At 34.8% G+C, this 18688-nt stretch carries 14 protein-coding genes, 5 tRNA genes and 1 pseudogene; 19 read left to right on the top strand and 1 reads right to left on the bottom strand.

Annotation, left to right across the window (positions count from 1 at the left end):
* Positions 1-243: 243 nt before the first annotated feature.
* The 18 genes from rpsU to M4I21_RS17720 all read left to right on the top strand — a co-directional run bounded on the left by rpsU (position 244) and on the right by M4I21_RS17720 (position 15549).
* Positions 244-438, top strand: a complete 195-nt coding sequence (rpsU, locus tag M4I21_RS17805) for a 30S ribosomal protein S21 (protein ID WP_072305063.1) — start codon at positions 244-246, stop codon at positions 436-438.
* A 119-nt stretch (positions 439-557) separates the two neighbouring features.
* Complete coding sequence (locus M4I21_RS17800) at positions 558-1448, top strand: tyrosine-type recombinase/integrase (RefSeq protein ID WP_249560587.1); 891 nt, start codon at positions 558-560, stop codon at positions 1446-1448.
* Between the two features lie 44 nt (positions 1449-1492).
* On the top strand, positions 1493-1789 hold the full coding sequence (hpf, locus tag M4I21_RS17795) for a ribosome hibernation-promoting factor, HPF/YfiA family (protein WP_249560586.1): 297 nt from the start codon (positions 1493-1495) through the stop codon (positions 1787-1789).
* Positions 1790-1897: 108 nt separating this feature from the next.
* Positions 1898-1971, top strand: a tRNA-Thr gene (locus M4I21_RS17790).
* A gap of 81 nt (positions 1972-2052) precedes the next feature.
* Positions 2053-2134: transfer RNA gene (locus tag M4I21_RS17785), tRNA-Tyr, on the top strand.
* A gap of 97 nt (positions 2135-2231) precedes the next feature.
* Positions 2232-2304, top strand: a tRNA-Gly gene (locus M4I21_RS17780).
* A gap of 170 nt (positions 2305-2474) precedes the next feature.
* A tRNA-Thr gene (locus M4I21_RS17775) sits at positions 2475-2546 on the top strand.
* 53 nt (positions 2547-2599) lie between these two features.
* Positions 2600-3787: an elongation factor Tu gene (gene tuf / locus M4I21_RS17770; protein ID WP_249560585.1), complete on the top strand. Its 1188-nt coding sequence runs from the start codon at positions 2600-2602 to the stop codon at positions 3785-3787.
* A 70-nt stretch (positions 3788-3857) separates the two neighbouring features.
* Positions 3858-3930 (top strand) — tRNA-Trp (locus M4I21_RS17765).
* 57 nt (positions 3931-3987) lie between these two features.
* Positions 3988-4176: a preprotein translocase subunit SecE gene (gene secE / locus M4I21_RS17760; RefSeq protein WP_072305053.1), complete on the top strand. Its 189-nt coding sequence runs from the start codon at positions 3988-3990 to the stop codon at positions 4174-4176.
* A gap of 16 nt (positions 4177-4192) precedes the next feature.
* Positions 4193-4744 (top strand): transcription termination/antitermination protein NusG, encoded by a 552-nt coding sequence (gene nusG, locus M4I21_RS17755; protein ID WP_249560584.1) that lies wholly within the window; start codon positions 4193-4195, stop codon positions 4742-4744.
* Positions 4745-4817: 73 nt separating this feature from the next.
* Positions 4818-5255 carry a 50S ribosomal protein L11 gene (gene rplK, locus M4I21_RS17750; RefSeq protein WP_072305055.1) on the top strand — a complete coding sequence of 146 codons (438 nt, stop codon included), beginning with the start codon at positions 4818-4820 and terminating at the stop codon, positions 5253-5255.
* Between the two features lie 20 nt (positions 5256-5275).
* A complete protein-coding gene (gene rplA / locus M4I21_RS17745) occupies positions 5276-5968 on the top strand; it encodes a 50S ribosomal protein L1 (protein ID WP_249560583.1) in 693 nt (230 codons plus the stop codon).
* A gap of 22 nt (positions 5969-5990) precedes the next feature.
* Positions 5991-6506: a 50S ribosomal protein L10 gene (gene rplJ / locus M4I21_RS17740; RefSeq protein ID WP_249560582.1), complete on the top strand. Its 516-nt coding sequence runs from the start codon at positions 5991-5993 to the stop codon at positions 6504-6506.
* Positions 6507-6555: 49 nt separating this feature from the next.
* A complete protein-coding gene (rplL, locus tag M4I21_RS17735; RefSeq protein ID WP_249560581.1) occupies positions 6556-6930 on the top strand; it encodes a 50S ribosomal protein L7/L12 in 375 nt (124 codons plus the stop codon).
* 132 nt (positions 6931-7062) lie between these two features.
* The gene (gene rpoB, locus M4I21_RS17730; RefSeq protein WP_249560580.1) at positions 7063-10872 is read left to right on the top strand and encodes a DNA-directed RNA polymerase subunit beta; all 3810 of its coding nucleotides are present in this window, start codon (positions 7063-7065) and stop codon (positions 10870-10872) included.
* A gap of 61 nt (positions 10873-10933) precedes the next feature.
* Positions 10934-15232 (top strand): DNA-directed RNA polymerase subunit beta', encoded by a 4299-nt coding sequence (gene rpoC / locus M4I21_RS17725; RefSeq protein WP_249560579.1) that lies wholly within the window; start codon positions 10934-10936, stop codon positions 15230-15232.
* A gap of 5 nt (positions 15233-15237) precedes the next feature.
* Positions 15238-15549 carry a DUF3467 domain-containing protein gene (locus M4I21_RS17720; protein ID WP_249560578.1) on the top strand — a complete coding sequence of 104 codons (312 nt, stop codon included), beginning with the start codon at positions 15238-15240 and terminating at the stop codon, positions 15547-15549.
* Between the two features lie 102 nt (positions 15550-15651).
* Here M4I21_RS17720 and M4I21_RS17715 read toward each other — a convergent pair whose 3' ends face one another.
* On the bottom strand, positions 15652-17241 hold the full coding sequence (locus tag M4I21_RS17715) for a peptide chain release factor 3 (protein WP_249560577.1): 1590 nt from the start codon (positions 17239-17241) through the stop codon (positions 15652-15654).
* Between the two features lie 378 nt (positions 17242-17619).
* Between M4I21_RS17715 and M4I21_RS17710 the strand changes: the two are divergent.
* Positions 17620-18688: pseudogene (locus M4I21_RS17710) on the top strand (hypothetical protein); the annotation flags it as partial.

The following is an 18688-nucleotide window of genomic DNA, read 5'->3' as shown; positions in this document are numbered from 1 at the left end:
TGGTAATAGATAAGAAAGAGTACAAGCCAGCGACAAGTTAGGATTACTCATTTTGGCAAAAATAATTTCCAAGAGATTATTGCTAAAATAGAAGTTTTAAGATTTGTTTTATATCTTAAAGCTGTTGTTTATGAAGTGTTTAGCTTGTAAGTTGTAATAAAATAAGAATTAGTAGTTCTAAGTTGTAAATTAGTTTATATATTTGCAGTCTTAAAAATCACAAAAGAGAGGAGGTTATTGCCCATGTTAATTATACCAGTAAAAGAAGGAGAAAATATAGATAGAGCACTTAAGCGTTTCAAGCGTAAGTTTGATAGAACAGGTGGAATGCGTCAGTTAAGAAAGCGCCAACAGTTTTCAAAGCCATCGGTTGTTCGTAGAGCTCAGATTCAAAAAGCAGAATACGTACAAGGATTAAGAGATCAAGAAGAAGTATAAATCTTCTGATTAATTCTTAGTATTTATCATACATCCTATTTAGATTGAACTAGTTTCATTCTAAATAGGATTTTTTTATGCTATAAACTAAAATTGTATCTTGCCTTTTTAATTTAATTATGTCTTTAGAATCGTTTGTGTCTTATTTGTCTTTGGAGAAAAAATACTCAGTGCATACTGTTACTGCTTACAGGAATGATGTGGCGGTTTTTATGGCGTTCTGCAAGTTTAATTATCAAATTTCGGAAATAGATAATGTACCGTATGTTTTTATTCGTAATTGGATAGTTTCTTTGGTGTCAGGCGATGTGTCTAATAGGTCTGTAAATAGAAAAGTATCTTCCTTAAAAGCGTATTATCGTTTTTTGCAAAAAACAGAAAAAATAGCGGTTAATCCGCTTGCAAAACATAAAGCTTTAAAGATGGCTAAGAAAATTGAGATTCCTTTTTCTTTTGAAGAGGTAGAGAAAGCTCTTGAGGCGGTAGATTTTTCAGATGATTTTGAAGGGTCAAGGGATAAGTTGATAATTGGACTTTTGTATGCTACGGGAATACGAAGAATAGAATTGGTTAATTTAAAGTTGTTAGATTTAGATTTATCAAAAAAGACAATAAAAGTATTAGGTAAAAGAAATAAAGAGCGTATTGTGCCTTTGGCTCCTTTTGTGTACCCGTGGATCGTTTCTTACATATCCTTTAGGGAGTCTTTAGAGGTGATACAAGATAAAGAGGTTCTTTTTCTTTTGAGGACTGGAAACAAAGTGTATGAAAGTCTTGTGTATAGAATTATTAATCGCTATTTTAGTAAGGTCTCTTCTAAGCAAAAAAATAGTCCGCATATTTTAAGACATACATTTGCGACACATTTGTTAAATGAAGGGGCAGATTTAAATTCAGTAAAAGAATTATTGGGGCATTCTAGTTTGGCATCTACTCAGGTATATACACATAATAGTATAGCAGAGCTTAAGAAAGTGCATTTGGCAGCGCATCCAAGAAATAAGAAATAAGCCTATTTTTTTTATTGATATTGTTTAACCTAAAATCTTCTCTTATGAAAGTAAACACCCAAACAGTTAATTTTAATGCAAATCCAGAGTTAATTACATTCTTGCAAACTAGGTTAGATAAGATAGAAACCTTTTATGATAAGGTGATAAGTTCAGATGTGTATTTAAAAGTAGAGAATACAAGTTCAAAGGAAAATAAGATTGTAGAGATCAAAATTAGGGTCCCTAAAGAAAATATTATGATAAAAAAGCAATGTAAGTCTTTTGAAGAGGCAATTGACTCTGCGTGCAATTCTATTGAAAGACAGCTTGTTAAAAGAAAGGAAAAATTAAGGGTGTAATTTTTTTAAATTTTTTTCAAAAAAAGTTTTGAATAACTGAAAACTAGTTATACATTTGCAGTCCGTTAGAAATAGCGGGCTTTTTTAAAGCAAAAAAGTTAGGCATAAGCCGATGTAGCTCAGCTGGCTAGAGCAGCTGATTTGTAATCAGCAGGTCGTGGGTTCGAGTCCCTCCATCGGCTCTAATTTTTTAAAAAGTTAATCTTAGTTTCTTAGTTGGAATTAAGTTTTTTTAAAAGTTCTTTATGTATTGAAAAAGTTTTGGGGAGATACTCAAGCGGCCAACGAGGGCAGACTGTAAATCTGCTGACTACGTCTTCGCAGGTTCGAATCCTGCTCTCCCCACAAATACTTTTAAAAGTATAAGCAAAATAGAAATTAGGCTATTTTGTTTGAAATGTTGAAAATTGGAAATTTATTCGTAAATTTGCAAAAAAAAAATGCGAGAGTAGCTCAGTTGGTAGAGCGTCAGCCTTCCAAGCTGAATGTCGCCGGTTCGAACCCGGTCTCTCGCTCTAAGTTTTTGAATTTATTTTAAGTTTAAAAATTTATTTAAGAATATATTTTGAAGTAAGATTGTTGAAGAAGAAAAATATATTTTTATAGACAGCGATGTCGTCCTGATTCTAGGCATTGGTTTTTAGAGTACCTGAGAGGGTAGTCGTTAAATTAAAGAACGTTTTACGCCGGTGTAGCTCAGGGGTAGAGCGTTTCCTTGGTAAGGAAGAGGTCACGAGTTCAATTCTCGTCATTGGCTCAAGAAGTATAATTTGTACACTAATATATAACTAAGATTAAAACTCATTAAACATGGCAAAGGAAACTTTTGATCGTTCCAAACCGCACTTAAATATAGGTACTATTGGACATGTAGATCACGGTAAAACAACATTAACTGCAGCTATCACTAAAGTGTTAAGTGATGCAGGTTTATCAGAGGCAAAATCATTCGATCAGATTGATAATGCACCAGAAGAAAAAGAAAGAGGTATTACAATTAACACTTCTCACGTTGAGTATTCAACTGCGAACCGTCACTACGCACACGTAGATTGTCCTGGTCACGCGGATTACGTTAAGAACATGGTAACTGGTGCTGCTCAGATGGATGGTGCTATACTTGTTGTTGCTGCAACAGATGGTCCAATGCCACAAACTCGTGAGCACATCTTATTAGGCCGTCAGGTAGGTATTCCAAGAATGGTTGTTTTCTTGAATAAGGTTGATATGGTTGATGATGAGGAACTTTTAGAGCTTGTTGAAATGGAAGTAAGAGAATTGCTTTCTTTTTATGAGTATGATGGTGATAATGGTCCTGTTGTTTCTGGTTCTGCTTTAGGTGCACTTAATGGTGAGCAAAAATGGGTAGATACTGTTATGGAATTAATGGATGCTGTTGATGCTTGGATTGAATTACCTAAGCGTGATGTTGAGAAGGATTTCTTAATGCCTATTGAAGATGTATTTACAATTACAGGTCGTGGTACTGTTGCAACTGGTCGTATTGAGACTGGTGTAGCTAATACTGGTGATGCTGTTGATATTATTGGTATGGGTGCAGAGAAGTTAACTTCTACTGTTACTGGTGTTGAAATGTTCCGTAAGATATTAGATAGAGGTGAAGCTGGGGATAACGTTGGTATCTTATTAAGAGGTATTGAAAAATCTCAAATTACTAGAGGTATGGTAATTTGTAAACCAGGTTCTGTTAAGCCACACTCTAAGTTTGAGGCAGAGGTTTATGTATTGAAAAAAGAAGAAGGTGGTCGTCATACGCCATTCCATAATAACTACCGTCCACAGTTCTACGTAAGAACAACGGATGTTACAGGTACAATTAGTCTTCCTTCAGGAGTAGAAATGGTAATGCCAGGTGATAACTTAACTATTACTGTAGAATTATTATCTCCTATTGCACTTAGTGAAGGTTTACGTTTTGCAATCCGTGAGGGTGGTAGAACAGTAGGTGCTGGTCAGGTAACTAAAATCTTAGAATAAGATTTAATATATAATTACATTACATTGAAGGTGTCCTGCCGAGGTAGGATACCTTTCAATGTAAATATATACGGGCGTAGCTCAGTTGGTAGAGCACTGGTCTCCAAAACCAGGTGTCGGGAGTTCGAGTCTCTCCGCCCGTGCAAAAGATAAGATCGTATTTCTTGTCGTTTTTTAAAATAATAAAGTAAAACATTCGCATGCTAACATATATTAAAGAATCGGTAGAGGAACTTAGAAATAATGTTACTTGGCCAACAAGAGCAGATGCTTCTAATCTTATGATTGTGGTAGCTGTTTTTACCGTTTTGTTTGCCTTGGCAACTTGGGGTGTAGATGAGCTTTTTAGTAAAGCAGTTAAGTTTTATTTTGATAAAGTAATAAACTAAGATACCCAAAAGCACTATGTCAGAAGTATTAGAGAAGAAATGGTATGTGGTAAGGGCAGTAAGTGGTCAGGAAAACAAAATTAAAGGTTATATCGAGAGTGAGGTAGCTAGATTGGGTTTTTCGGATTATTTAGAAGATGTTTTGGTACCTACAGAAAAAGTAGTTCAGGTTCGTAATGGAAAAAAAATAAACAAAGAAAAAGTTTATTTCCCTGGATATATAATGGTAAAGGCAAACTTAGGTGGAGAAATGGTGCATATCATCAGATCAATAACTAATGTGATAGGCTTTTTGGGAGAAACTAAAGGTGGTGACCCGGTGCCGTTAAGAAAATCAGAAGTAAATAGAATGTTAGGGAAGGTAGATGAGTTAGCTGTTACAATAGACAGTGTTGCTATACCTTTTGTACTAGGAGAAACAATAAAGGTTATAGATGGGCCTTTTAATGGTTTCAATGGAACTGTTGAAAAAATCAACGAAGAAAAGCGTAAGCTTGAGGTAATGGTGAAGATCTTTGGAAGAAAAACACCATTAGAGCTAAGTTATATGCAAGTAGAAAAAGTATAATAAAGAACTGTTACATAGTAAGGGTGTGTGTTGCTTCCGAATGACACATATTTTTCGAATTTAATTTTATACAATGGCAAAAGAAGTAAGTAAAGTAGTTAAACTACAAGTTAGGGGAGGTGCAGCGAATCCGTCGCCACCGGTTGGACCCGCTTTAGGTGCTGCCGGAGTTAACATCATGGAGTTCTGTAAGCAATTTAATGCGCGTACACAGGACAAACAAGGTAAAGTATTACCAGTTGTTATCACGGTTTATAAAGATAAGTCTTTTGACTTTCTTGTAAAAACACCGCCAGCGGCAGTTCAGCTTTTAGAAGCAGCTAAGATTAAAAAGGGATCTGGTGAACCTAACAGAAACAAAGTGGCAAGTGTATCTTGGGACCAAGTTAAACAAATTGCAGAAGACAAAATGGTAGATTTAAATGCATTTACAGTTGAGTCGGCAATGAGTATGATAGCGGGTACTGCAAGATCTATGGGTTTAAAAGTTTCAGGTAGTAGACCTTTTTAAAATCTTAAAAGCAATTTAAAATGGCAAAATTAACAAAAAAGCAAAAGGAAGCTCACGGTAAGATAGATAAGAACAAACTCTATTCTTTAGAAGAAGCATCTGCTTTAGTAAAAGAAATAACTAATGCAAAATTTGATGCATCAGTAGATCTTGCTGTTCGTTTGGGTGTAGATCCAAGGAAAGCAAATCAAATGGTTCGTGGTGTTGTAACATTACCACACGGAACAGGTAAAGATGTAAAAGTTTTAGCTTTAGTAACTCCAGATAAAGAAGCAGAGGCGAAAGAAGCTGGTGCGGATTATGTTGGGTTAGATGAGTATTTGGATAAAATAAAAAGCGGTTGGACAGATGTTGATGTTATCATCACTATGCCAAGTGTAATGGGTAAACTAGGACCTTTAGGTAGAGTTTTAGGGCCAAGAGGTTTAATGCCTAATCCAAAAACAGGAACAGTTACTATGGATATAGCTAAAGCTGTAACCGAAGTAAAAGCTGGTAAAATTGATTTTAAAGTAGATAAGACAGGTATTGTGCATGCTGCAATTGGGAAAGTTTCTTTCTCTGAAGAGCAGATTAAAGAAAATGCAAAAGAGTTGTTAGATACACTTATGAAATTGAAGCCTACTGCTGCAAAAGGTATATATGTAAAAAGTGCTTACATATCTAGTACAATGAGCCCAAGTGTTCAATTAGATCCAAAAGTGGTAGCATAACTGTTGCTTTAAAGTTTATATTATGACAAAAGAAGAAAAATTAAACGTAATAGAAGATTTAACTTCGCAGTTAGCTGAAAACACAACCATTTACTTGGCTGATATTTCAGGATTAAATGCTGTTGCTACTTCTGACTTAAGAAGAGCATGCTTTAAAGCGGGTGTTAAACTTTCAGTTATTAAGAATACATTGCTTGCAAAGGCAATGGAAGCTTCAGATAAAGATTTTGGAGAGCTTCCAGGAGTGTTAAAAGGTAACACTTCTTTAATGTTCTCTGATACTAGTAATGCGCCAGCAAAATTGATAAAGACATTCAGAAAAAAATCTGATAAGCCTTTATTAAAGGGAGCATTTATAGCTGAAGAAGTTTACATAGGAGATGATCAATTAGATGCTTTAGTTAGCATTAAGTCTAAAGAAGAAGTTATTGGTGATATTATTGGATTATTACAATCGCCAGCTAAAAACGTTATTTCTGGACTTAAATCTGGTGGTGGTAAAATCGCTGGAATTCTTAAGACATTATCTGAAAGATAGTACGCACTAAAAACAATTATATTTTAAAAATTTATTAAACGATAGAAAAATGGCAGATTTAAAAGATTTCGCAGAACAATTAGTTAACTTAACTGTAAAAGAAGTAAACGAGTTAGCAAATATATTAAAAGATGAGTACGGTATAGAGCCTGCTGCTGCTGCTGTAGCTGTTGCTGCTGGTGGAGCTGCTGCTGGTGAAGCTGTAGAAGAGCAAACTGAATTTGATGTTATCTTAAAAGCAGCTGGTGCTTCTAAGTTAGCAGTTGTAAAATTAGTTAAGGAATTAACTGGTTTAGGATTAAAAGATGCTAAAGATATCGTAGATAGCGCACCAAAAGCTGTTAAAGAAGGTGTTTCTAAAGACGAAGCTGAAGGTATTAAAAAATCTTTAGAAGAAGCAGGAGCGGAAGTTGAGCTTAAGTAATAGCAACAACCATAACGTTTTTGGGATAGGTCTTTACGCATTTTGCGTCTAGACCTAATCCCATTTTTATATATATTGTATATGAAGTAATATGCAACGAGAATACTATTCATAACATAATTTTGTCCATTGATGTTCACAAAACAGACTCAAAGAATAAATTTTGCATCAGCTAAGAATATTCCAGATTATCCGGATTTCTTGGACATTCAGATTAAATCATTTCAGGATTTCTTCCAACTTGAAACAAAATCTGATGAAAGAGGCGACGAAGGTTTGTATAATACCTTCTTGGAAAACTTTCCAATTACTGACACAAGAAATCAATTCGTATTAGAGTTTCTTGATTATTTTATAGATCCACCAAGATATTCTATTCAAGAATGTATAGAGAGAGGTTTAACCTATAGTGTACCACTAAAGGCTAGGCTTAAACTTTATTGTACGGACCCAGAACACGAAGATTTTGAAACTATAGTACAGGATGTGTATTTAGGTACAATTCCTTACATGACACCAAGTGGTACATTTGTAATAAATGGAGCTGAGCGTGTTGTTGTTTCTCAATTACACCGTTCTCCAGGGGTTTTCTTTGGACAGTCTTTCCATGCTAACGGTACTAAATTGTATTCAGCTAGAGTAATTCCTTTTAAAGGATCTTGGATTGAATTTGCAACAGATATCAATGGCGTAATGTATGCTTACATTGATAGAAAGAAAAAATTACCAGTAACAACTTTATTTAGAGCAATTGGTTTTGAGCGTGATAAAGATATTTTGGAAATCTTTGACTTATCGGAAGAGATCAAAGTTTCAAATGCTGGACTTAAAAAAGTTTTAGGACGTAAATTAGCGGCTAGAGTATTAAATACTTGGCACGAGGATTTCGTAGATGAAGATACAGGTGAAGTTGTTTCTATTGAAAGAAACGAAATAGTATTAGATAGGGATACAGTTCTTGAAAAAGATCATATTGCAGAAATTATTGATGCAGATGTAAAAACTATTCTTTTACACAAAGAAAATAATGCACAGTCTGACTATGGTATTATTCATAATACACTACAGAAAGATCCAACGAACTCTGAAAAAGAGGCAGTTGAGCATATTTATAGACAATTACGTAATGCTGAGCCGCCAGATGAGGAAACAGCACGTGGAATTATAGATAAATTATTCTTTTCTGACCAACGTTACAACTTAGGTGAAGTAGGTCGTTATAGAATGAATAAAAAGTTACAGTTAGATATTGGAATGGACAAGCAAGTCTTGACTAAAGAAGATATTATAACTATAATTAAATATTTAATAGAGCTTATAAACTCTAAAGCAGAGATAGATGATATTGACCACTTGTCTAACCGTCGTGTTAGAACAGTTGGTGAACAATTATCTCAGCAATTTGGTGTAGGTCTTGCTCGTATGGCAAGAACGATCCGTGAACGTATGAACGTTAGAGATAACGAAGTGTTTACACCTATTGATTTAATTAATGCTAAGACATTATCTTCAGTAATTAATTCATTCTTTGGTACAAACCAGTTGTCTCAATTTATGGATCAAACCAACCCTCTAGCAGAGATAACGCACAAGCGTAGATTATCTGCATTAGGGCCAGGTGGTTTGTCAAGAGAAAGAGCAGGGTTCGAGGTACGTGATGTACATTATACACACTATGGAAGACTTTGTCCTATTGAAACTCCTGAAGGACCAAACATTGGACTTATATCATCTCTTGCAGTTTATGCAAAAGTGAACCCAATGGGATTCTTGGAGACTCCATACCGTAAGGTAACTAATGGTGTTGTAGATACAGAAGAATACGGTTATTTAAGTGCGGAAGAAGAAGAGGGAATGAAAATTTCTCAGGCCAATATTCCTTTAAAAGAAAATGGTGAGATAGATGCAGAAAAGGTAATTGCTCGTGAAGAAGGTGATTTCCCAGTTGTAGATCCATCAGAAATTAACTATACAGATGTTGCTCCAAATCAGATTGCATCAATATCTGCATCTTTAATTCCTTTCTTGGAACATGATGATGCCAACCGTGCATTGATGGGATCTAACATGATGCGTCAGGCAGTTCCTTTATTAAGACCAGAATCTCCAATTGTTGGGACAGGTTTGGAACGTCAAGTAGCATCAGACTCTAGAGTATTAATAAATGCTGAAGGAGATGGTGTTGTTGAGTATGTAGATTCTCAAAAAGTTACTATCAAGTATGATAGAACTGAAGAAGAACGTTTAGTTAGTTTTGAAGAAGATGCTAGAACATACAACTTGGTTAAGTTTAGAAAAACAAACCAAGGGACAAGTATTAACCTTAAGCCAATTGTTGAAAAAGGCGATAAAGTTAAAAAAGGTCAAGTATTATGTGAAGGTTATGCAACTCAATTAGGAGAATTAGCCTTAGGAAGAAATATGAAAGTAGCCTTTATGCCTTGGAAAGGGTATAACTTTGAGGATGCAATTGTAATTTCTGAGAAAGTAGTACGTGAAGATATCTTTACATCTATACATATAGATGAGTATTCTTTAGAAGTTAGAGATACGAAATTAGGAGCTGAAGAATTAACGCATGATATACCAAACGTTTCTGAAGAGGCTACTAAAGATTTAGATGAAAACGGAATGATCCGTATTGGTGCAGAAGTTAAGCCTGGTGATATTTTAATAGGTAAGATTACTCCAAAAGGAGAATCTGATCCAACACCAGAAGAAAAATTACTTCGCGCTATTTTCGGTGATAAAGCTGGAGACGTAAAAGATGCATCTTTAAAAGCATCACCTTCATTAAGAGGTGTTGTAATAGGTAAGAAATTATTTTCTAGATCTATTAAGGATAAGCGTACTCGTGTAGAAGATAAAGATGCTATTAATAAGTTAGAGTTAGAATACGAAGTAAAATTCGAACAACTTAAAGATGTATTAGTAGAGAAATTATTTACGATGGTAAATGGTAAAACATCTCAAGGTGTACTTAACGATTTAGGAGAAGAAGTTCTTCCTAAAGGTAAAAAGTACTCTATGAAAATGTTAAACTCTGTAGATGACTTTGCTCACCTAGTAGGCGGAAGCTGGACAGTAGATAAAGATCTTAATGCTATGGTTGCAGATTTAATTCACAACTATAAAATTAAGCTGAATGACCTTCAAGGTAATTTAAGAAGAGACAAGTTTACAATTTCTGTTGGTGATGAGTTACCTCCAGGTATAATGAAACTAGCTAAAGTTTATGTTGCGAAAAAACGTAAACTAAAAGTAGGTGATAAAATGGCGGGTCGTCACGGTAACAAGGGTATTGTTGCTCGTATTGTACGTCATGAGGATATGCCTTTCTTAGAAGACGGTACTCCAGTAGATATCGTATTAAACCCATTAGGTGTACCATCGCGTATGAACATTGGGCAGATATATGAAACTGTATTAGGATGGGCCGGATTAAAATTAGGTAAAAAGTTTGCAACACCAATTTTTGATGGTGCAACATTAGATCAAATTAACGGTTACACAGATGAAGCAGGTATTCCTAGATTTGGACATACATACCTTTATGATGGTGGAACAGGGAAACGTTTTGATCAACCAGCGACAGTAGGTGTTATTTACATGCTTAAATTAGGGCATATGGTAGATGATAAAATGCATGCTCGTTCTATAGGACCATACTCATTAATTACACAACAACCATTAGGTGGTAAAGCACAATTTGGTGGTCAACGTTTTGGAGAGATGGAAGTTTGGGCACTAGAAGCATACGGTGCGTCTGCAACACTAAGAGAAATATTAACAGTTAAGTCTGATGATGTTATTGGTAGAGCTAAGACGTATGAGTCTATTGTTAAAGGTGAAACAATGCCAGAACCTGGTTTACCAGAATCTTTCAACGTATTAATGCATGAACTTAAGGGATTAGGTTTAGATATTAGATTGGAAGAATAACAAGACCATGTCTTGAACACTATTTGTTAGATATATTTAATTTTAAGATCACCATATTGTTATGGCTAGACCAAAGGATAATAACACAATAAAAAGGTTTGATAAAATCTCAATCGGATTGTCATCTCCAGAAGCTATTTTGGCAGAGTCAAGAGGGGAAGTTTTAAAACCTGAAACAATTAACTATAGAACTCACAAGCCTGAAAGGGATGGTCTTTTCTGTGAGCGTATTTTTGGTCCTGTAAAGGATTATGAGTGTGCTTGTGGTAAGTACAAACGTATCCGTTACCGCGGTATCGTTTGTGACCGTTGTGGAGTAGAGGTTACAGAAAAGAAAGTACGTAGAGATAGAGTAGGACACATTAATTTAGTTGTTCCTGTTGCCCACATCTGGTACTTCCGTTCTTTACCTAATAAAATTGGATACTTATTAGGATTACCTTCTAAGAAATTAGACATGATCATCTATTATGAGCGTTATGTTGTAATTCAAGCGGGTATTGCTAAAGGTCCAGAAGGAGAAGAAGTTCAGAAAATGGACTTCTTAACTGAAGAAGAATATTTAAATATTTTAGAATCTATACCAGTAGAAAACCAATATTTGGACGATACAGATCCAAATAAGTTTATTGCTAAAATGGGTGCTGAATGTTTAATTGAATTGTTGTCAAGAATTGATTTAGATGAGTTATCATTTGAGTTAAGACATAAGGCAAACACAGAAACATCTAAGCAACGTAAAACTGAAGCGTTAAAGCGTTTACAGGTTGTAGAATCACTAAGAGAATCTCAAGAAAATAGAGAGAACAGACCTGAGTGGATGATTATGAAAGTAATCCCAGTTATACCACCAGAGCTTAGACCTTTAGTGCCATTAGATGGTGGACGTTTTGCGACATCAGATTTAAATGATTTATATAGAAGAGTAATTATCAGAAACAATCGTTTAAAAAGATTGGTAGAGATTAAGGCTCCAGAAGTAATTCTTAGAAATGAGAAACGTATGCTTCAGGAATCTGTAGATTCTCTTTTTGATAACACTCGTAAGTCATCAGCAGTAAAAACAGAATCTAACAGACCTTTAAAGTCATTATCAGATTCATTAAAAGGTAAACAAGGTCGTTTCCGTCAAAACTTACTAGGTAAGCGTGTGGATTATTCAGCGCGTTCGGTAATTGTTGTTGGACCGGAATTGAAATTATTTGAATGTGGTTTGCCAAAAGATATGGCAGCTGAACTTTACAAGCCGTTTGTTATACGTAAGTTAATAGAAAGAGGAATTGTAAAAACAGTTAAATCTGCTAAGAAAATAATAGATAAGAAAGAGCCAGTTGTTTGGGACATTCTTGAAAATGTATTAAAAGGGCATCCTGTTATGTTAAACAGGGCTCCTACATTGCACAGATTGGGTATCCAAGCATTTCAGCCAAAGCTTATTGAAGGTAAAGCGATACGTTTACATCCTTTAGTTTGTACTGCCTTTAACGCCGATTTTGATGGGGATCAAATGGCGGTTCACTTGCCATTGGGACCAGAAGCAATTTTGGAATGTCAATTATTAATGTTGGCTTCTCATAACATTTTGAACCCAGCAAATGGTTCTCCAATTACGGTACCTTCTCAGGATATGGTTTTAGGTCTTTACTATATGACTAAAGAACGTAAATCAACTCCAGAAGTGCCTATAAAAGGTGAAGGGTTAACATTCTATTCTTATGAAGAAGTTGTTATAGCTTTTAATGAGGAAAGAGTTGACTTAAATGCAGGAATTAAGGTTCGTGCAAAAGATTTTAATGAAGAAGGAGAACTTGTTAATCAAATTATACCAACTACAACAGGTAGAGTTTTATTTAATATGATGGTGCCAGAACAGGCAGGTTATATTAATGATGTATTAAACAAGAAATCTTTAAGAGATATTATTGGTGGTATTTTAGCCGTTACAGACGTGCCAACTACTGCAGAATTCTTAGATAAGATTAAGACTTTAGGATATGAGTTTGCCTTTAAAGGTGGTTTATCATTTAGTTTAGGTGATATTATTATCCCTAAAGAGAAACATGAGATGATTGCAGAAGCTAACGGTCAAGTAGACGGTATTATGGCGAACTACAATATGGGTCTTATTACAAATAACGAACGTTATAACCAAGTTATTGATGTTTGGACTTCTACAAATGCGCAGTTAACAGAGTTAGCTATGAAACGTATTCGTGAAGATCAACAAGGATTTAACTCTGTGTATATGATGCTTGATTCTGGTGCAAGGGGTTCTAAGGAACAGATTCGTCAGTTAACAGGTATGCGTGGATTAATGGCAAAACCTAAGAAATCTACAGCAGGTGGTGGAGAAATTATTGAAAACCCTATTCTTTCTAACTTTAAGGAAGGTTTATCAATTCTTGAGTACTTTATCTCTACTCACGGTGCGCGTAAAGGACTTGCGGATACAGCCTTAAAAACAGCCGATGCGGGTTACTTAACACGTCGTTTAGTAGATGTTTCACAGGATGTTATTATTAACACCGAAGATTGTGGTACATTAAGAGGTATTGAAGTATCAGCATTAAAGAAAAACGAAGAGATAGTTGAGACGTTAGGAGCTCGTATATTAGGTCGTATTTCATTACATGATTTATTTGATCCTTTAACAGAAGAGTTGTTGTTAACTGCAGGACAGTTAATAGTAGAATCTGATGTTAAAAAGATTCAAGCTTCTCCTATAGAGAGTGTTGAAGTACGTTCAGCATTAACTTGTGAGGCAGAAAAAGGAATCTGTGGTAAATGTTATGGTCGTAACCTATCTACCAATAAAATGGTACAGAGAGGTGAGGCAGTTGGTGTTGTAGCTGCGCAATCTATTGGAGAGCCAGGTACACAGTTAACATTACGTACATTCCACGTGGGTGGTATTGCAGGTAACATTTCTGAAGAAAACAAATTAGAGGCTAAATTTGCAGGTGTTGCAGAAATAGAAGATCTAAGAACTGTTAATGGAGAAGATAATGAAGGTAACAAAGTTAAAATTGTTATCTCTAGAACGTCAGAAGTAAAAGTAGTAGATACTAAAACAGGAATTACGTTAAGTACGAACAACATTCCTTACGGTTCTCAGTTAGCTATAGAAAACGGAACAAAAGTTGCTAAAGGTGATGTAATTTGTTCTTGGGATCCATATAACGGTGTAATTGTTTCTGAATTTACAGGTAAGGTTTCTTACGAAAATATTGATCAAGGTGTTACATATCAAGTAGAAATAGATGAACAAACAGGTTTCCAAGAGAAAGTAATTTCAGAATCTAGAAACAAAAAGTTAATACCAACATTATTAGTTAAGAATAGTAATGATGAAATATTACGTTCTTATAACCTTCCAGTTGGGTCTCACATTATGGTAGACGATAACGATAAGGTAGCTGAGGGTATGACTTTAGTTAAGATTCCTCGTAAATCTGCTAAGTCTGGTGATATTACGGGTGGTCTTCCAAGAGTTACAGAACTTTTTGAAGCGCGTAACCCGTCTAATCCAGCAGTTGTTTCAGAAATCGATGGTGTTGTTTCTTTTGGTAAAATTAAAAGAGGTAACCGTGAGATTATAATAGAGTCTAAATTAGGTGATGTTAAAAAATACTTAGTTAAATTATCTAATCAGATTCTTGTACAAGAGAATGATTACGTAAGAGCAGGTATGCCATTATCTGATGGGTCTATTACACCGGCAGATATCTTAGCGATTAAAGGTCCTTCTGCAGTACAACAATACTTAGTGAACGAAGTTCAAGAAGTATATCGTTTACAAGGTGTGAAGATTAATGACAAACATTTTGAGGTTGTTGTTAGACAGATGATGCGTAAAGTACGTATTCAAGATCCAGGAGATACTATTTTCTTAGAGAACCAATTGGCTCATAAAGAAGATTTCATTAAGGAAAATGATGAAATTTACGGTAAGAAAGTAGTAGAAGATGCAGGAGAATCAGATACATTAAAAGCTGGACAGATAATTACTGTTAGAGAATTAAGAGATGAAAACTCTATTCTAATGCGTTCTGATAAAGGACTAGTATCTGCAAGAGATGCTGTTGCAGCAACTGCAACGCCGATCTTACAAGGTATTACAAGAGCATCTTTACAGACTAAATCTTTTATCTCTGCGGCATCGTTCCAGGAAACAACTAAGGTATTAAACGAAGCAGCAGTAGCTGGTAAGGTTGATCACTTAGAAGGATTAAAAGAAAATGTAATTGTTGGTCATAAAATACCAGCTGGTACAGGTATGAGAGATTATGATAGCATCATAGTAGGTTCTAAAGAAGAATATGATGAGATTATGGCTCGTAAAGAGGAACTTAAATTTTAAGTTGTATGAGTGATTCTAATCAAGATCAAAAGCAAATTAATATTGAGTTAGATGAAAAAACTGCTGAAGGGGTTTATTCCAATTTAGCGATCATTAACCATTCAGTATCAGAGTTTGTAGTAGACTTTGTTAGTATGATGCCGGGAGCACCAAAAGCAAAAGTGAAAAGTAGAATAATACTTACGCCACAACATGCTAAAAAGTTCTTAAAAGCATTAAATGATAATGTTCTACGTTTTGAAAAGGCTCACGGAGCAATTAAAGATTATGAGCAACCTCCAATACCAATTAATTTTGGTCCAACAGGAGAAGCATAATAAAAAAAACCACGCAATTTGCGTGGTTTTTTGTTTATTAAAAAAGAGTAAATAAAAAAAGCCAAACATTATGTTTGGCTTTTTTAGATTTTATATTTCTTCTTATTCGAACTCGGATGTAAAATGTAATTTTACACTAGGATATTTCTGTTGTGTCATTTGCAAAGAGAATTGAGAATCTGCTAAAAACACCAGTTGTCCCTGTTTATCCTTTGCAAGGAACTTTTGTTTTACTCTCTTAAATTCTTTAAACTCATCATTATTTTTGTCATCTGGATCTACCCAGCAAGCCTTGAATACAGGGAAGTTTTCATATGTACATTTGGCTCCATATTCATGTTCTAGTCTATATTGTATAACCTCAAACTGTAAAGCGCCGACTGTACCAATTATTTTTCTTCCGTTTAGCTCTAATGTAAACAACTGCGCAACACCTTCATCCATTAACTGGTCTATACCTTTGTATAGAGGTTTAGCTTTCATTGGGTCTCCGTTGTTAATATATCTAAAGTGCTCAGGACTAAAGCTAGGTATGCCTTTGTAATGTAGCTCTTCTCCTTCGGTTAATGTATCTCCAATTTTAAAGTGGCCAGTATCATGTAAGCCTACAATGTCACCTGGGTAAGATATGTCTACAATTTCTTTTTTCTCAGCAAAAAAAGCATTGGGACTAGAGAATTTAAGTTTTTTGTTATTTCTAACGTGTAAATAAGGTTTGTTCCGCTCAAATGTACCTGAAACAATTTTTATAAAAGCTAACCTATCTCTGTGTTTAGGATCCATATTGGCATGAATCTTAAAAACAAAACCAGTAAAATCTTTTTCGTTAGCGAAAACTTCACGTTCCTCTGCTCTTTTTGGTCTTGGAGACGGTGCTATTTCTATAAAACAATCCAATAATTCACGAACTCCAAAATTGTTTAAAGCCGAGCCAAAGAAAACAGGTTGTTGCTCACTAGCTAAATATTTTTCTTTGCTAAATTCAGGATAAACACCATGTACTAACTCTAAATCTTCTCTTAGGCTTGTAGCAGCCTTATGGCCTATTACATTTTCTAATTCAGGACTCTGTACATCATCAAAAGCAATAGTTTCTTCGATGTTCTTTTTATTGTCGCCACTAAAAAGATTAATATTCTTTTCGTAAATGTTATAAATTCCTTTAAAGTCGTACCCCATTCCTATAGGGAAGCTTAAAGGAGTTACAGATAATCCTAATTTTTGCTCTACTTCATCAAGCAAGTCAAAGGCATCTTTACCTTCACGATCCAATTTATTAATAAAAACAATAATTGGTATTTTACGCATTCTACAAACTTCAACCAACTTTTCAGTTTGTTCCTCAACACCTTTTGCAACATCAATTACAACAATAACACTATCTACAGCAGTAAGTGTTCTAAATGTATCTTCAGCAAAATCCTTGTGTCCTGGAGTATCTAAAATATTTATTTTCTTATCCTTATATATAAAGGCAAGTACAGATGTAGCTACAGATATACCTCTTTGCCTTTCAATTTCCATAAAGTCACTTGTAGCAGATTTCTTTATTTTATTGTTTTTTACGGCTCCAGCTTCTTGTATGGCACCACCAAAAAGTAATAGCTTTTCAGTTAGTGTTGTTTTACCTGCATCGGGGTGAGATATAATACCAAAAGTTCTTCTCTTTTGTATTTCTTTTTCAAAACTCATTTAAAAAAATTTGTTGCAAAAGTACGGTAAATAATAGTATGCTAATAACTCTGTTGATAAATAGTGAAGTATTAGATTCTGTGGTATTTAGCATTTTCATATTTTCGATAAACCGCTTTTTTTATAAGATTAACAATTTTTGTAAAAAACGCTTTTGATTTTTTTTTGTTAAATATTTTCAACTAAAAGTTAAAAAATTAACATTTAAACGATTAAATTTGCGCTTCAAAGAACGGATGTAACATATGATATCAAATTTAAGGTAGTATTTAAAAATAACTTTAACTTAGCATCCAGTTTAAGCAAGAAGTCCCAAAATCTTTCACGTATAAACTTAACAAACAATGCCATGGTGATTAGTAACACTAACTATCATTTATGGAAAACTTTACTCTAGTATTAAGCAGGACTCTTTATAAAAAGAGATTCGCACTATTTACCTTATTAATTTTATTTACAGCTTCGACTTCCTTTGTTTATGCGGATTATGGCATAATTAAGGATACAGATGGAGATGGCATTGCTGATAACATCGATATAGATGATGATAATGATGGTATTATTGATACTGTTGAAGGAACAGCAGATTTTGACAAAGACGGAATACCAAATAGTTTAGATATTGACTCTGACAACGATGGTGTTTTAGATAATGTTGAAGCACAATTATCAGTGGGTTATATCAAACCTAGCGGAATTGATTCTGACGGTAACGGATTAGACGATGCCTATGAGTCATCTCCTGGTAGTGGAGAAGGCCTAACTCCTATAGACACAGATGGTGACGCAAGAAAGGATTATTTGGATATTGATTCCGATAATGATGGTATTTTAGATTTAGGTGAAGCTCAAGCTACAAATGAGTTAACTTTTCCAAGTGGAAAAGATGTAAGCCCAAAAAACGGTTTAGATGATGCTTTTGAAAACTACTGTGGTGGTGGTAAAGGAATAAACCCAACGGATACAGACGGTGATTCTTATCCTGATTTCAGAGATATAGATTCTGATAATGATGGTATTACAGATAACGTTGAAGCGCAAACTACAGACGGTTACATTGCTCCAACTGGTAAAGATACAGACTGCGATGGCTTAGATAATGCTTATGAAAGTTGTCCGGGTATAGGATTATATCCTGTAGATACGGATGGTGATAAAAATCCTGATTTTAGAGATATAGATTCTGATAATGATGGTATTACAGATAACGTTGAAGCTCAAGGTGGTGTAGGTGTTGTTCATCCTTGTACTTTTGATACAGACGGTAATGGTTTAGACGATGCATACGAGACTACGCCAGGTTCTGGAGAAGGTATTACCCCAACAAATTCAGATTCAGATTCTAATCCAGACTTTAGAGATATCGATGCAGATAACGATGGTATTCCAGATAACGTAGAAGGTCAGACAACAGTAGATTACATAGCACCAAGCGGAAACGATTCAG

It is taken from the genome of Cellulophaga sp. 20_2_10 (assembly GCF_023476645.1).
In the GTDB taxonomy this organism is placed as follows: domain Bacteria; phylum Bacteroidota; class Bacteroidia; order Flavobacteriales; family Flavobacteriaceae; genus Cellulophaga.
Note: the sequence above shows the minus strand (reverse complement) of the source record. Positions and strands in the feature narration are given on the sequence as shown.

Coding starts and splice junctions, on each gene's coding strand:
- rpsU (WP_072305063.1), top strand. CDS start 244: ATGTTAATTATACCAGTAAAAGAAGGAGAAAATATAGATAGAGCACTT.
- M4I21_RS17800 (WP_249560587.1), top strand. CDS start 558: ATGTCTTTAGAATCGTTTGTGTCTTATTTGTCTTTGGAGAAAAAATAC.
- hpf (WP_249560586.1), top strand. CDS start 1,493: ATGAAAGTAAACACCCAAACAGTTAATTTTAATGCAAATCCAGAGTTA.
- tuf (WP_249560585.1), top strand. CDS start 2,600: ATGGCAAAGGAAACTTTTGATCGTTCCAAACCGCACTTAAATATAGGT.
- secE (WP_072305053.1), top strand. CDS start 3,988: ATGCTAACATATATTAAAGAATCGGTAGAGGAACTTAGAAATAATGTT.
- nusG (WP_249560584.1), top strand. CDS start 4,193: ATGTCAGAAGTATTAGAGAAGAAATGGTATGTGGTAAGGGCAGTAAGT.
- rplK (WP_072305055.1), top strand. CDS start 4,818: ATGGCAAAAGAAGTAAGTAAAGTAGTTAAACTACAAGTTAGGGGAGGT.
- rplA (WP_249560583.1), top strand. CDS start 5,276: ATGGCAAAATTAACAAAAAAGCAAAAGGAAGCTCACGGTAAGATAGAT.
- rplJ (WP_249560582.1), top strand. CDS start 5,991: ATGACAAAAGAAGAAAAATTAAACGTAATAGAAGATTTAACTTCGCAG.
- rplL (WP_249560581.1), top strand. CDS start 6,556: ATGGCAGATTTAAAAGATTTCGCAGAACAATTAGTTAACTTAACTGTA.
- rpoB (WP_249560580.1), top strand. CDS start 7,063: ATGTTCACAAAACAGACTCAAAGAATAAATTTTGCATCAGCTAAGAAT.
- rpoC (WP_249560579.1), top strand. CDS start 10,934: ATGGCTAGACCAAAGGATAATAACACAATAAAAAGGTTTGATAAAATC.
- M4I21_RS17720 (WP_249560578.1), top strand. CDS start 15,238: ATGAGTGATTCTAATCAAGATCAAAAGCAAATTAATATTGAGTTAGAT.
- M4I21_RS17715 (WP_249560577.1), bottom strand. CDS start 17,241: ATGAGTTTTGAAAAAGAAATACAAAAGAGAAGAACTTTTGGTATTATA.